The 15,003-nt window shown below is 65.4% G+C and carries 8 protein-coding genes, 1 tRNA gene and 3 rRNA genes; 3 read left to right on the top strand and 9 right to left on the bottom strand.

Annotated elements, in window-relative coordinates:
* Window positions 1-302: 302 nt before the first annotated feature.
* Window positions 303-3,056, top strand: coding sequence for a SpoIIE family protein phosphatase (locus HDA41_RS29260; RefSeq protein ID WP_184989047.1), 2,754 nt, complete (start codon window positions 303-305; stop codon window positions 3,054-3,056).
* A 41-nt stretch (window positions 3,057-3,097) separates the two neighbouring features.
* On the opposite strand, the gene HDA41_RS29255 is transcribed toward HDA41_RS29260, so the two are convergent.
* From HDA41_RS29255 to thyX, 8 genes are all read right to left on the bottom strand, one after another.
* Window positions 3,098-3,173: transfer RNA gene (locus HDA41_RS29255), tRNA-Thr, on the bottom strand.
* Window positions 3,174-3,245: 72 nt separating this feature from the next.
* Complete coding sequence (locus tag HDA41_RS29250) at window positions 3,246-3,908, bottom strand: DegT/DnrJ/EryC1/StrS family aminotransferase (RefSeq protein ID WP_184993819.1); 663 nt, start codon at window positions 3,906-3,908, stop codon at window positions 3,246-3,248.
* A 114-nt stretch (window positions 3,909-4,022) separates the two neighbouring features.
* Window positions 4,023-4,139 (bottom strand): 5S ribosomal RNA (rrf, locus tag HDA41_RS29245).
* An 84-nt stretch (window positions 4,140-4,223) separates the two neighbouring features.
* Window positions 4,224-7,345 (bottom strand): 23S ribosomal RNA (locus HDA41_RS29240).
* A gap of 309 nt (window positions 7,346-7,654) precedes the next feature.
* A 16S ribosomal RNA gene (locus tag HDA41_RS29235) occupies window positions 7,655-9,183 on the bottom strand.
* The 16S, 23S and 5S rRNA genes sit together here, the layout of an rRNA operon.
* Before the next feature lie 503 nt (window positions 9,184-9,686).
* Window positions 9,687-11,372, bottom strand: a complete 1,686-nt coding sequence (locus HDA41_RS29230) for a ribonuclease J (RefSeq protein WP_184989044.1) — start codon at window positions 11,370-11,372, stop codon at window positions 9,687-9,689.
* A 154-nt stretch (window positions 11,373-11,526) separates the two neighbouring features.
* Window positions 11,527-12,426 (bottom strand): 4-hydroxy-tetrahydrodipicolinate synthase, encoded by a 900-nt coding sequence (dapA, locus tag HDA41_RS29225; RefSeq protein WP_184989041.1) that lies wholly within the window; start codon window positions 12,424-12,426, stop codon window positions 11,527-11,529.
* A 212-nt stretch (window positions 12,427-12,638) separates the two neighbouring features.
* The gene (gene thyX / locus HDA41_RS29220; protein WP_184989039.1) at window positions 12,639-13,379 is read right to left on the bottom strand and encodes an FAD-dependent thymidylate synthase; all 741 of its coding nucleotides are present in this window, start codon (window positions 13,377-13,379) and stop codon (window positions 12,639-12,641) included.
* Between the two features lie 176 nt (window positions 13,380-13,555).
* Between thyX and HDA41_RS29215 the strand changes: the two genes are divergently transcribed.
* The gene (locus HDA41_RS29215; protein WP_184989036.1) at window positions 13,556-13,795 is read left to right on the top strand and encodes a hypothetical protein; all 240 of its coding nucleotides are present in this window, start codon (window positions 13,556-13,558) and stop codon (window positions 13,793-13,795) included.
* A gap of 111 nt (window positions 13,796-13,906) precedes the next feature.
* A complete protein-coding gene (locus tag HDA41_RS29210) occupies window positions 13,907-14,461 on the top strand; it encodes an SCO5741 family PH domain-containing membrane protein (protein ID WP_184989033.1) in 555 nt (184 codons plus the stop codon).
* A gap of 83 nt (window positions 14,462-14,544) precedes the next feature.
* Here the strand turns inward: HDA41_RS29210 and HDA41_RS29205 are convergent, their stop codons facing one another.
* Window positions 14,545-15,000, bottom strand: coding sequence for a tetratricopeptide repeat protein (locus tag HDA41_RS29205; RefSeq protein WP_184989030.1), 456 nt, complete (start codon window positions 14,998-15,000; stop codon window positions 14,545-14,547).
* Window positions 15,001-15,003 lie beyond the last annotated feature (3 nt).

The following is a 15,003-nucleotide window of genomic DNA, read 5'->3' as shown; positions in this document are numbered from 1 at the left end:
TTCTCCGCCCTGCATACCAGGCCGTTCCCAGGGGGCTGCTGCCCCCCGTACGCAGAAGACACTCAGCCTGCCCGGACTTTCACAAGAAGCTTGCCCAGTGTTTCACCCTGGCCGAACCAGGCCATAACAGTTCGGCAGCTTCGCACACCGTCCGCACACCCTCCGGACGGAAACACTGCAGACCGGCATCCGCATGGACCGCGAAGGTAAGTAACCTTGCATCCGGCTGTCCAGCCGCGCCGGTCCGTCCGGCCTGGGCGGTGGCACGAAGACGAGCGGGCATCGGAGGGGCGGCCGCACACATGACCACCGGACTGATCCCGGGGGGACAGCCCCCGGACCCCCGGCCGACGGGCGGCCTGCCGCAACAGCGGCGCGAGCCGGTCGGCCACGCAGCCCAGCACGTCGAGAACCGGTCGAGGAGTTCTGTGATCACCGCGCGAGCGGCCGCCAGTTTCGAGCCCGTCGGGCGATCTGTCGCGAGCGCCCGCTCCTTCGTCCGCGACACCCTCCAGGGCTGGGGCTTCGCCGACATCGTCGACGACGCCGTCGTTCTCACCAGCGAACTGGTGACCAACGCCGTGGTCCACGCCGGCACCTCCGCCGACCTGCTCTGCCTGCGCAGCGACGAGGGCGTGCGCATCGAGGTGGCCGACCGTTACCCCGAGCGTGAGATCCCGCTCCAGGCCTCGGCCATCAACATGGGCAGCCCCGACCGCGAGGGCGGACGCGGCCTCCAGCTGTGCGCGGCCCTCGCCGGCCGCTGGGGCGTCGAGTACACCCCCACCCACAAGACCGTCTGGTTCCAACTCGACCTCCCGGCCCGGGCAGTGGGCACCCGCGCGGCCGGCCCCGCCCTCCCCGCCAACCTCCTCCCCCTCGCCGACGGCCGGGTCCGCGTGGCCGTCATCCAGATCGACCGCACCGGCCACATCACCGCCTGGAACGAGGACGCCGAGGACCTCTTCGGCTACCCGGCCGAGCAGGTCACCGGCAAGCCCCTGACCGACCTCGCGGCCTGGCCGCACACCCCGGGCACCAGCACCGGCATCGCGGAGGCGCTCCGGCTGTCCCGCTGGGAAGGCAGCTACGGCATCCGCGCCGCCGACGGCCGCGTGACCCCCGTCTACGCCTCCCACCTGCGCGTCCGCGACACCGACGGCGAACCGTCAACCGTGTGCCTCCTGGTACGGGACCACGAACGGGCCGTTCTGCAGACGCCCCTGCGCGTCCCCGCCTCCGACACCTCCACCACCTCCGACGGCCAGAACACCGACCCCTTCGAGGTGTTCATCGGCTACCCCGCCCCGGACGACCTCGACGGCCTCCTCCAGCGCACGGTCGAACGCGCCCGCGACATGCTCGACGGCGACTCCGCGTTCCTCCTGCTGGCCACCGACGACGAGACGGAACTGGAGGTCCGCGCCTCCACGGGCCTGCCCTCCGCCCGCCAGCGCTTCGCCCGCGTCCCCGTCGAGGCGGGCTCCGGCCGCTACGGCTCCGCCCGCATGCCGGCCGTCCACGACGACCTCACTGCGGTCCCCGGCGCGGTGCCGCTGCTGAACGGCACGGGCATGCGCTCGGTCGTCACGGTCCCGCTGAAGGTCGAGGGCCGCCTCACCGGCTCCCTCGGCGTCGCCGCCGAGGCCCCCGGCAGATACTCCAACGAGGAGGCCCTGCGCCTCCAGTTCGCCGCCGACCGCATCGCACTCGCCGTCGAATCGGCCCGCCTCGGCGAACTGGAACGACTGCGCCGCGGCTCCCTGAACTTCCTCGTCGAGGCCTCCGACCTGCTCGCCGGCACCCTGGACCGCGACCAGACCCTGGCCCTGATGGCCCAGATGACGGTCCCCACCCTCGCCACCTGGTGCGCCGTCTACACGATCGCCCACCAGACCTCCGAGCCGTACCTCTCGTACGTCCTGCACGAGGACGAGGAACTCATCGACGGCATCAAGTCCCTGCTGTCGAAGGTCCCCCCGCCCGACCCGGTCCCCACGCCCGGCGCCCGCGTCTGGACGGCCCCCGCCGAGGTGGCCCACCAGGCGGCCCTGCGCAGCTCCATGCGCAGCCTCGGCCTGAGCGGCGGCCCGACCCACCAGGTCACCCCCGGCATCGGCCCGACCCTTGCCACGGCATCCGCGGTGGGCGGCGAGACGGTCGTCCTCCCCCTGGTCGCCCGCAATCGCGTCATCGGCATGCTGACCCTCGGCAAGCCGACCGACGAACACTTCCGCCAGGAGATCCTGGAACTCGCCGAGGATCTGTCCCGCCGAGCCGCCCTCGCCCTGGACAACGCCCGCCTCTACTCCGAGCGCACGGCCATCAGCCAGTCCCTCCAGCGCAGCCTCCTCCCGCCGGAACTTCCCATGATCGAGGGAGTCGAGGTCGAGGTCATCTACCGCGCCGCCGGCGAGGGCAACGAGGTCGGCGGCGACTTCTACGACGTCTTCCCCATCCGCGACGGCGCCTACGGCTTCGCCATCGGCGACGTCTGCGGTACGGGCCCGAACGCGGCGGCGGTCACGGGCCTGGCCCGCCACGCCCTGCGCCTCCTGGCCCGCGAGGGCCTCAGCGGCCCGGCGGTCCTGGAGCGCCTGAACTCCGCCATCCTCGACGAAGGCGCCCGCAGCCGCTTCCTCACCCTCCTCTACGGCGAGATGCGCCCCCAGGAGGACGGCAGCGCCGAACTGAAGGTCGTCTGCGCCGGCCACCCGCTCCCCCTGCGCCTGCGCCAGGACGGCTCGGTGGAACCGGCAGCCGAACCCCAGCCGCTCCTCGGTGTCATCGACGACCTGGAGCTCTACGAGCAGACGGTCACCCTCGACCCGGGCGATGTCCTCCTGTGCGTCACGGACGGCGTCACGGAACGCCGTGAGGGCGCCCGGATGCTGGGCGACGACGGTCTCGCCGACGTCCTCACGACCTGCACGGGCCTCACGGCCGGCGCGGTAGCGGCCCGCATCATGCGCGCGGTGGAACGCTTCGCCTCGGACGCCCCGTCCGACGACATGGCCATCCTGGCGATGCGCGTCCCGGGCCTCCACAAGGACTAGGACACGAAAAGGCCCCACCCGTGAGGGTGGGGCCTTTTTGCTGGAGCCCCCAAACGGAATCGAACCGTTGACCTTCTCCTTACCATGGAGACGCTCTACCGACTGAGCTATAGGGGCCTGTCGCGTTGCGGTTTCCCGCGCGGCAACGGAATAGATCATACCCCGAACAGACCCGTGCTCCCAACCACCTCAGAAGGCCGGCTGAAGAAGCCCTCCAAGGGCATTACAGGCGGACACGATCCGCTGCATGTCCCGCTTGGTCAGGGTGGCGTCCACAGGCAGCGCGAGCGTCTCGTCGGAAGCCCGCTCCGTCTCCGGGAGAGAAACACACCGCCGGAATTCGGGCAGTCGATGCACCGGAGTCTTCACCGGCACCCGGCATTCGACTCCCTTGGCCCGCACAGCCCGCGCGAAAGCGTCCCGATCCGGTCGCCCGTTGCCCGGAACGCGCACGACGTACTGCTGGTAGGTGTGCCCGTCACCGTCGTCCGGCGTCCGCACACCCCTCAACTTCGCATGGAGATAAGCCGCCCGCTCCCTGCGCTGGGCTATCTCGTCGTACGGCGCCTCGGACTCCCCCTGCTCCAGCACGAGCAGCCCGTGCCGCGCTCCCAGCGCGTGCAGGCTCGCGATGTCGGCAAGCCGCCCGAAGCGGTGTACGACCACCACGGCCGCGGTCCGCGGAGTCACCACCGCTTCCACAGCGGAGGCGTCGAGGCAGTAGGTGACCGGATCTATGTCGGCGAACACCGGCAGCGCCCCGGCCTTGGCCACGGCCTCGGCGACCTCGACGTTCCCGAAGGCCGGCACGATGACCTCGTCACCGAGTCCGACACCGGCGGCCCTGAGCATTGCAGCAGTACCCATGCTGTGCATGCTGATCGCGCAACGTGAACTTCAAGTGACGGAGAACAAAAAAGGGTTGGACCCGTAACCGAAGTTACGGGTCCAACCCTGTCAATATTTGTTCGGCGGCGTCCTACTCTCCCACAGGGTCCCCCCTGCAGTACCATCGGCGCTGTAAGGCTTAGCTTCCGGGTTCGGAATGTAACCGGGCGTTTCCCCTACGCTATAACCACCGAAACACTATGAAACTGTCAGCCGCACCACGTGTGGCACGTGGGGCTGTTCGTGGTTTCAGAACCAACACAGTGGACGCGAGCAACTGAGGACAAGCCCTCGGCCTATTAGTACCGGTCAACTCCACACGTTACCGTGCTTCCATATCCGGCCTATCAACCCAGTCGTCTACTGGGAGCCTTACCCTCTCTAGGAGGTGGGAGTCCTCATCTCGAAGCAGGCTTCCCGCTTAGATGCTTTCAGCGGTTATCCCTCCCGAACGTAGCCAACCAGCCATGCCCTTGGCAGAACAACTGGCACACCAGAGGTTCGTCCGTCCCGGTCCTCTCGTACTAGGGACAGCCCTTCTCAAGACTCCTACGCGCGCAGCGGATAGGGACCGAACTGTCTCACGACGTTCTAAACCCAGCTCGCGTGCCGCTTTAATGGGCGAACAGCCCAACCCTTGGGACCGACTCCAGCCCCAGGATGCGACGAGCCGACATCGAGGTGCCAAACCATCCCGTCGATATGGACTCTTGGGGAAGATCAGCCTGTTATCCCCGGGGTACCTTTTATCCGTTGAGCGACGGCGCTTCCACAAGCCACCGCCGGATCACTAGTCCCGACTTTCGTCCCTGCTCGACCCGTCGGTCTCACAGTCAAGCTCCCTTGTGCACTTACACTCAACACCTGATTGCCAACCAGGCTGAGGGAACCTTTGGGCGCCTCCGTTACTCTTTAGGAGGCAACCGCCCCAGTTAAACTACCCATCAGACACTGTCCCTGATCCGGATCACGGACCCAGGTTAGACATCCAGCACGACCAGACTGGTATTTCAACGACGACTCCCCCTGAACTGGCGTCCAGAGTTCACAGTCTCCCAGCTATCCTACACAAGCCGAACCGAACACCAATATCAAACTGTAGTAAAGGTCCCGGGGTCTTTCCGTCCTGCTGCGCGAAACGAGCATCTTTACTCGTAGTGCAATTTCACCGGGCCTATGGTTGAGACAGTCGAGAAGTCGTTACGCCATTCGTGCAGGTCGGAACTTACCCGACAAGGAATTTCGCTACCTTAGGATGGTTATAGTTACCACCGCCGTTTACTGGCGCTTAAGTTCTCAGCTTCGCCACCCCGAAGAGTGACTAACCGGTCCCCTTAACGTTCCAGCACCGGGCAGGCGTCAGTCCGTATACATCGCCTTACGGCTTCGCACGGACCTGTGTTTTTAGTAAACAGTCGCTTCTCGCTGGTCTCTGCGGCCACCCCCAGCTCGAGGAGCAAGTCCTCTCACCAAGCGTGGCCCCCCTTCTCCCGAAGTTACGGGGGCATTTTGCCGAGTTCCTTAACCATAGTTCACCCGAACGCCTCGGTATTCTCTACCTGACCACCTGAGTCGGTTTAGGGTACGGGCCGCCATGAAACTCGCTAGAGGCTTTTCTCGACAGCATAGGATCATCCACTTCACCACAATCGGCTCGGCATCAGGTCTCAGCCACATGTACGACGGATTTACCTATCGCACGGCCTACACCCTTACCCCGGGACAACCACCGCCCGGGCTGGACTACCTTCCTGCGTCACCCCATCACTCACCTACTACCACCTTGGTTCGGCGGCTCCACCACTCCCCTTTGCCCGAAGGCTCCAGGACGGCTTCACGGCCTTAGCATCAGCGGGCTCGATGTTTGACGCTTCACAGCGGGTACCGGAATATCAACCGGTTATCCATCGACTACGCCTGTCGGCCTCGCCTTAGGTCCCGACTTACCCTGGGCAGATCAGCTTGACCCAGGAACCCTTAGTCAATCGGCGCACACGTTTCTCACGTGTGAATCGCTACTCATGCCTGCATTCTCACTCGTGAACCGTCCACAACTCGCTTACGCGGCTGCTTCACCCGGCACACGACGCTCCCCTACCCATCACAGCCGGCGTTGGCCGTATTGCTGCAATGACACGACTTCGGCGGTACGCTTGAGCCCCGCTACATTGTCGGCGCGGAATCACTAGACCAGTGAGCTATTACGCACTCTTTCAAGGGTGGCTGCTTCTAAGCCAACCTCCTGGTTGTCTCTGCGACTCCACATCCTTTCCCACTTAGCGTACGCTTAGGGGCCTTAGTCGATGCTCTGGGCTGTTTCCCTCTCGACCATGGAGCTTATCCCCCACAGTCTCACTGCCGCGCTCTCACTTACCGGCATTCGGAGTTTGGCTAAGGTCAGTAACCCGGTAGGGCCCATCGCCTATCCAGTGCTCTACCTCCGGCAAGAAACACACGACGCTGCACCTAAATGCATTTCGGGGAGAACCAGCTATCACGGAGTTTGATTGGCCTTTCACCCCTAACCACAGGTCATCCCCCAGGTTTTCAACCCTGGTGGGTTCGGTCCTCCACGAAGTCTTACCTCCGCTTCAACCTGCCCATGGCTAGATCACTCCGCTTCGGGTCTTGAGCGTGCTACTCAAACGCCCTATTCGGACTCGCTTTCGCTACGGCTTCCCCACACGGGTTAACCTCGCAACACACCGCAAACTCGCAGGCTCATTCTTCAAAAGGCACGCAGTCACGAGAATGAAGACAAGTCTTCATTCCGACGCTCCCACGGCTTGTAGGCACACGGTTTCAGGTACTATTTCACTCCGCTCCCGCGGTACTTTTCACCATTCCCTCACGGTACTATCCGCTATCGGTCACCAGGGAATATTTAGGCTTAGCGGGTGGTCCCGCCAGATTCACACGGGATTTCTCGGGCCCCGTGCTACTTGGGTGTCTCTCAAACGAGCCGCTGATGTTTCGACTACGGGGGTCTTACCCTCTACGCCGGACCTTTCGCATGTCCTTCGCCTACATCAACGGTTTCTGACTCGTCTCACGGCCGGCAGACCATGAAAGAGAGATCCCACAACCCCGTATACGCAACCCCTGCCGGGTCTCACACGCATACGGTTTGGCCTCATCCGGTTTCGCTCGCCACTACTCCCGGAATCACGGTTGTTTTCTCTTCCTGCGGGTACTGAGATGTTTCACTTCCCCGCGTTCCCTCCACTTGCCCTATGTGTTCAGGCAAGGGTGACAGCCCATGACGACTGCCGGGTTTCCCCATTCGGAAACCCCCGGATCAAAGCCTGGTTGACGACTCCCCGGGGACTATCGTGGCCTCCCACGTCCTTCATCGGTTCCTGGTGCCAAGGCATCCACCGTGCGCCCTTAAAAACTTGGCCACAGATGCTCGCGTCCACTGTGCAGTTCTCAAACAACGACCAGCCACCCATCACCCCACCTTTACAGGCGAGTTCACTGGGGCCGGCGACTGAGGAAAAATCCATTCCCTCAGACACCCAACAGCGTGCCCGACACAGCCAGCTGACCAGATCAGCGTTCCACGCTCCGAAGAGCAGTACTAGCGCCTGATCCATCCTGGACCGTGCCGAGTAGTCAACGTTCCACCCATGAGCAACCAGCATCAGACATTCGCTGATGTACTGGCCTCTGACCTCACCCCGAAGGGATCGGTAAGAAGTGCTCCTTAGAAAGGAGGTGATCCAGCCGCACCTTCCGGTACGGCTACCTTGTTACGACTTCGTCCCAATCGCCAGTCCCACCTTCGACAGCTCCCTCCCCACAAGGGGGTTGGGCCACCGGCTTCGGGTGTTACCGACTTTCGTGACGTGACGGGCGGTGTGTACAAGGCCCGGGAACGTATTCACCGCAGCAATGCTGATCTGCGATTACTAGCGACTCCGACTTCATGGGGTCGAGTTGCAGACCCCAATCCGAACTGAGACCGGCTTTTTGAGATTCGCTCCACCTCGCGGTATCGCAGCTCATTGTACCGGCCATTGTAGCACGTGTGCAGCCCAAGACATAAGGGGCATGATGACTTGACGTCGTCCCCACCTTCCTCCGAGTTGACCCCGGCGGTCTCCCGTGAGTCCCCAACACCCCGAAGGGCTTGCTGGCAACACGGGACAAGGGTTGCGCTCGTTGCGGGACTTAACCCAACATCTCACGACACGAGCTGACGACAGCCATGCACCACCTGTACACCGACCACAAGGGGGACCCTGTCTCCAGGGTTTTCCGGTGTATGTCAAGCCTTGGTAAGGTTCTTCGCGTTGCGTCGAATTAAGCCACATGCTCCGCCGCTTGTGCGGGCCCCCGTCAATTCCTTTGAGTTTTAGCCTTGCGGCCGTACTCCCCAGGCGGGGCACTTAATGCGTTAGCTGCGGCACGGACAACGTGGAATGTTGCCCACACCTAGTGCCCACCGTTTACGGCGTGGACTACCAGGGTATCTAATCCTGTTCGCTCCCCACGCTTTCGCTCCTCAGCGTCAGTATCGGCCCAGAGATCCGCCTTCGCCACCGGTGTTCCTCCTGATATCTGCGCATTTCACCGCTACACCAGGAATTCCGATCTCCCCTACCGAACTCTAGCCTGCCCGTATCGACTGCAGACCCGGGGTTAAGCCCCGGGCTTTCACAACCGACGCGACAAGCCGCCTACGAGCTCTTTACGCCCAATAATTCCGGACAACGCTCGCGCCCTACGTATTACCGCGGCTGCTGGCACGTAGTTAGCCGGCGCTTCTTCTGCAGGTACCGTCACTTTCGCTTCTTCCCTGCTGAAAGAGGTTTACAACCCGAAGGCCGTCATCCCTCACGCGGCGTCGCTGCATCAGGCTTTCGCCCATTGTGCAATATTCCCCACTGCTGCCTCCCGTAGGAGTCTGGGCCGTGTCTCAGTCCCAGTGTGGCCGGTCGCCCTCTCAGGCCGGCTACCCGTCGTCGCCTTGGTGAGCCATTACCTCACCAACAAGCTGATAGGCCGCGGGCTCATCCTGCACCGCCGGAGCTTTCGAACACCTTGGATGCCCAAGATGGTCAGTATCCGGTATTAGACCCCGTTTCCAGGGCTTGTCCCAGAGTGCAGGGCAGATTGCCCACGTGTTACTCACCCGTTCGCCACTAATCCCCACCGAAGTGGTTCATCGTTCGACTTGCATGTGTTAAGCACGCCGCCAGCGTTCGTCCTGAGCCAGGATCAAACTCTCCGTGAATGTGTACCGGTAATCCGGTGCAACACCACGAGAGCGGAACAGCCAGGCGGAATAAGCCCGGCCGTTCACAGCGTCCTCGCTGTGTTTTTTCAAAGGAACCTCGCCCCAGCTGATGCTGGAGACGGGGTATCAACATATCTGGCGTTGACTTTTGGCACGCTGTTGAGTTCTCAAGGAACGGTCGCTTCCTTTGTACTCACCCTCTCGGGCTTTCCTCCGGGCGCTTCCCTTCGGTCTTGCGTTTCCGACTCTATCAGATCTTTTCTCGACCCGATTTCCTCGGTGCTTTCCAGGTTCCCGCTTCCGCGTTTCCCTTTCCGGCGATTCCGACTTTATCAGAGGTTTCTGAGTCGGATTTCCCTTCCTCGGCCGGGCATGATCCCCGTGCCTGAGTCGGCCGGGTGCCCCTTCGGAAGGAGTTGCAAACCTACTGGAGCGGGGCTCCTCGATGCAAATCGAGGAGCCCCGCTCCCAGTTGGCGCCTGCTCAGGCCCGACGGACCGTCAGACCTCGACGACCACAGGCAGGATCATCGGCCGGCGCCGGTACGTGTCCGAGACCCACTTGCCCAGCGTGCGGCGAATGAGCTGCTGCAGCTGGTGGGGTTCGACCACGCCGTCCTGGGCGGAGCGCTCGAGTACCTCCGTGACCCTGGGGATCACGTCGCCGAAGGCGGAGTCCTCGATGCCGGAGCCGCGGGCCTGGATGTGCGGGCCGCCGGTGATCTTCCCGGTGGACGAGTCCATGACCACGAAGACCGAGATGATGCCCTCGTCGCCGAGGATCTTGCGGTCCTTGAGGGCCGGCTCTCCCACGTCGCCGACCGAGAGGCCGTCGACGTAGACGTAACCCGCCTGGACCTTGCCCGAGATCTTGGCCTTGCCCTCGACGAGGTCGACGGCGACGCCGTCCTCGGCGATGACGATGCGGTCGTGCGGGACGCCGGTCAGGGCGCCCAGCTCGGCGTTGGCGCGCAGGTGGCGCCATTCGCCGTGCACCGGCATCAGGTTCTTCGGGCGGCAGATGTTGTAGAAGTACAGCAGCTCGCCCGCGGACGCGTGGCCGGAGACGTGGACCTTGGCGTTGCCCTTGTGGACCACGTGGGCGCCCCAGCGGGTCAGGCCGTTGATCACGCGGTAGACCGCGTTCTCGTTGCCGGGAATCAGGGACGACGCCAGGATCACCGTGTCGCCCTGGACGATGCGGATCTGGTGGTCCCTGTTGGCCATCCTGGAGAGCGCCGCCATGGGTTCGCCCTGGGAGCCCGTGCAGACGAGGACCACCTCGCTGTCCGGGAGGTCGTCGAGCGTCTTGACGTCCACGACCAGGCCCGGGGGGACCTTCAGGTAGCCCAGATCTCGCGCGATGCCCATGTTGCGGACCATCGACCGCCCGACGAAGGCGACGCGGCGGCCGTACTCGTGCGCCGCGTCCAGGATCTGCTGGATGCGGTGGACGTGGCTGGCGAAGCTCGCGACGATGATGCGCTTGCGGGCGCCGGCGAAGACCTGGCGCAGGACGTTGGAGATCTCCCGCTCGGGCGGGACGAAGCCCGGGACTTCGGCGTTCGTCGAATCCGAGAGCAGGAGGTCGATGCCCTCCTCGCTGAGGCGGGCGAACGCGTGGAGGTCCGTGAGGCGGCTGTCCAGAGGGAGCTGGTCCATCTTGAAGTCGCCGGTGTGGACCACCATGCCCGCGGGGGTGCGGATGGCGACGGCCAGCGCGTCGGGAATGGAGTGGTTGACCGCGACGAACTCGCAGTCGAAGGGGCCGATGCGCTCGCGGTGCCCTTCCGCCACCTCCAGGGTGTACGGGCGGATGCGGTGCTCCTGGAGCTTGGCCTCGATGAGGGCGAGGGTCAGCTTGGAGCCGATCAGCGGGATGTCCGGCTTCTCCCGCAGGAGGAAGGGGACGCCGCCGATGTGGTCCTCGTGGCCGTGCGTGAGGACGATGCCCTCGATGTCGTCGAGACGGTCCCTGATGGACGAGAAGTCCGGCAGGATCAGGTCGATTCCGGGCTGCTCCTCCTCGGGGAAGAGCACTCCGCAGTCGACGATCAGCAGGCGGCCGCCGTACTCGAAGACCGTCATGTTCCGGCCGATTTCGCCGAGACCGCCGAGCGGGGTGACCCGCAGGCCGCCTTCGGGGAGCGGCGGGGGCGGGCTGAGTTCGGGATGCGGATGACTCAAAAGACTCTCCTCACCACGCGCGCCACGTACCGGTAGGGCACGTGGCGCGCGTGACGTTCGTGCAGAAGCAGTTGTCGTATGGAGTGGTGCGGGCACCGGTGGCCCGCTTATTCAGTTGTGAAGCAGGTGCGCGGGGGCCGCGCGAAGTCTGGTGTCAGAGCTGTACCCCGCCGGCGGCAAGATCGATCTTGAGTTGCTCGATCTCCTCGGGCGTGCACTCGACCATGGGGGCGCGCAGGGGCCCGCCGGGCAGGCCCTTCAGTGCGAGCGCCGCCTTGGTCGTCATCACGCCCTGGGTGCGGAACATGCCCGTGTAGACCGAGAGCAGCTTCTGGTGGATCTCGGTGGCCTTCTGGACGTCGCCCGAGGTGTACGCCTCGACCAGGGCGCGCAGCTCGGGGGTGACCACGTGGCCGACGACCGAGACGAAGCCGACCGCGCCCACGGAGAGCAGGGGCAGGTTCAGCATGTCGTCGCCGGAGTACCAGGCGAGGCCGGAACGGGCGATGGCCCAGCTCGCCCGGCCCAGGTCACCCTTGGCGTCCTTGTTGGCGACGATCCGGGGGTGCTCGGCGAGGCGGACGAGCGTCTCCGTGTTGATCGGGACGCCGCTGCGGCCGGGGATGTCGTAGAGCATGACCGGCAGCTCGGTGGCGTCGGCGACGGCCGTGAAGTGCCGGTAGAGGCCCTCTTGCGGGGGCTTGTTGTAGTACGGGGTCACGAGGAGCAGGCCGTGTGCGCCGGTGCGCTCTGCCGCGCGGGCGAGTTCGATGCTGTGGTGCGTGTTGTTCGTGCCGACTCCGGCCACGACGTGGGCGCGGTCGCCGACGGCTTCCAGGACCGCCCGTACGAGATCCGCTTTCTCCGCATCGCTGGTGGTCGCCGACTCGCCCGTGGTGCCGTTGATGACGAGGCCGTCGTTGCCTGCGTCCACCAGGTGGGTGGCGAGTCGCTGCGCGCCGTCGAGGTCGAGTGCGCCGTCCGCCTTGAAGGGCGTGACCATGGCGGTGAGGACCCGCCCGAAGGGGGTCTGCGGAGTCGAGGTCGGAGCCATGGGTTACACGCTACTCGTTGCTCAGGACCGGGTCTGCCCTAGGGGGAGGCGACAGATCGTGACAAAGGTGGAGCCCGGCACTGCCTGCTCGGGGGTTCAAGCAGTGCCGGACCCGTTTGATCAGGCTAGATGAACTTCTCCAAATGCCGCAATACGGACACTTCGTGCGGCTGAACCGTACATCTGTACCTGATCGGGGAACCGGGGGCGCGTTACGGCGCCACGCGACCGTTCGCGTTGAAGGCGGCGTAGGTGAGCGGCATGAGCCGGGCCCACTCGGCCTCCATCTTCTCGCCGACCATCTCGATCTCGCGCTGCGGGAAGGACGGGACCTTGGCCAGCTCGTGCTGGGTGCGCAGGCCGAGGAAGTGCATCAGCGAGCGGGCGTTGCAGGTGGCGTACATCGAGGAGTACAGGCCGACCGGGAGGACCGCGCGGGCGACCTCCCGGGCGACGCCGGCGGCGAGCATCTCCTGGTAGGCCTCGTAGGCCTGCCGGTAGGAGTCCTCCATCACGCGGCCGACCAGCTCCTGCTGGGCCTGGGTGCCCTCCACGAAGACGTACTTGCCGGGGCGGCCCTCCTGGACGAGCTTGCGGGACTCGTCGGGGACGTAGAAGACCGGCTGGAGCTCCCGGTAGCGGCCGCTTTCCTCGTTGTACGACCAGCCGACGCGGTGCCGCATGAACTCGCGGAAGACGAAGATCGGGGCGCTGATGAAGAAGGTCATCGAGTTGTGCTCGAAGGGGCTGCCGTGCCGGTCCCGCATCAGGTAGTTGATCAGGCCCTTGGAACGCTCGGGGTCCTTGTCCAGCTCGTCCAGGGACTGCTCGCCGAGGGTCGAGACGCGGGCGGCGAAAAGGACGTCCGCGTCGGACGCGGTGTGCTTGACCAGCTCGACGGTCACATCGCTGCGATAGCTGGGCTTGAGGTCGTCGGCGGGGGTGTCGGTCACGGTTGGCAGGGCCTTCCCATCTCGTCGTGTGGCGACGCCACTCTACGGCCCGAGGAAAATCGCGCGATCGGTGCCGTGCCGCAATGAAGTCGGTGAAACAGGGCACCTCTGAGGGAGTTCGTTCGTCTCTACAGACGAAAGTGATCCGTTCCACCCTTGAAGGAGACGCACCCCTGATGTTCGGTCGGCGTGAACCCGTACCGTTTGCCTTCGTCGCCGAGGCCGACAGGTTCCGCAGCAATGTCACTCCCCCACCGCGTGAGCGGCTGTCCGCCGGCCAGATGGCCGGCCGATGGCTCATGGGGCTCACCATCATGGCGGGGCTCGTGGGGTCCCTGGTCATCGGGACGCCCGCGCTGTCGCCCGACCATTCGGCCCAGCAGCCTCAGCAGTCCCAGGCGTCCGAGAGTCGCTGAACCGCCCCAGGGCCGGCGGTGACGCCATCCGGCCCCCGCCAGTGGTGACCGGGGACACAGATCGGTAGCCTCACCGGGCACAGCCCACGCATGATCGAGTGAGGACCAGCCGTGCCCCTGCCCTTCCTGACGGCCGACCGCGTTTTCGAGGCGGCGGACGACGTCCCGCTGCCGTACGACGACCGTGACCGCTGGCGGCGGCCGTACCGGCCCGGGCCCTGGCGGGTGGGCGCGGCGGCGCTGGCGCTGCTGCTCGCCTCGTTCGTGCTCTTCGCGGCGGTCATCATCGCGGCGACGGCCGAACCGGCCTCGGCCGGTGTGGTCTTCGGGCTCTCGCTGCTCGTCATCGCCGGGGCGCTGCGGCTGCTCCGCGTGGGCGTGTGGGTGAGCGCGCGCGGGCTGCGGCACGTGGGGTTCCTCACGACCCGTACGGCGTCCTGGGAGCAGGTCGCCGCCGTGCGCACGGTGCAGCAGCCGGTGCGCTGGCTGGGGCTCCCCCGGACGGTGCAGGGGCAGGCGCTGCTGCTCGTCCGGCAGGGACAGTCGCCCGACAGCGCGTCGGCACTGCTGACCACGCACAACGCGGACTTCCTGGGCCGGGTGGAGGCCTTCGACCGGGCGGCCGACTCGGTCGAGGCCTGGGCGGACGAGTACCGCCCGCACTGACGTCCCTCGGTCATCCCCGGGTTCCATGCCGGAGGGGCCGGACCGTTCGCGGTCCGGCCCCTCCGGCGTGAGTGGGGTGCGGTTCAGGCCGTCTCGGGCTGCTTGCCGTCGTGCAGCGCGATCGCGCGTTGCATCGCCTTGCGGGCGCGCGGGGTGTCACGGGCGTCGTGGTAGGCGACGGCGAGGCGGAACCAGGTGCGCCAGTCGTCGGGGGCGGCTTCCGTCTCGGCCTTGCGCCTGGCGAAGACCTCGTCGGCCGAGTCCCGGTCGATCCGCCCGCTGGGGGTGCGCCTCAGTTCGTCGGCGGGCAGGCCGCCCTCGGCGTCGAGTTCGGCGGCGAGGGCGTTGGCCCTGCGGACGAACTGGGTGTTCTTCCACAGGAACCACAGGCCGATGACCGGCAGGATCAGCACCGCGACACCGAAGGTGACGGTGAGGGGAGTGCCGGTCTCGATCAGCAGGACGCCGCGGCTGCCGACCAGGACGAAGTAGACGACCAGGACGGCGGCCGTGAGGGCGTAGGTGAGCTTCGCGCGCATGAC

The sequence above is a fragment of the Streptomyces caelestis genome (genome assembly GCF_014205255.1).
GTDB lineage: Bacteria > Actinomycetota > Actinomycetes > Streptomycetales > Streptomycetaceae > Streptomyces > Streptomyces caelestis.
The sequence above is the reverse complement of the archived record's forward strand: the minus strand, read 5'-3'. Positions and strand labels throughout refer to the sequence as shown.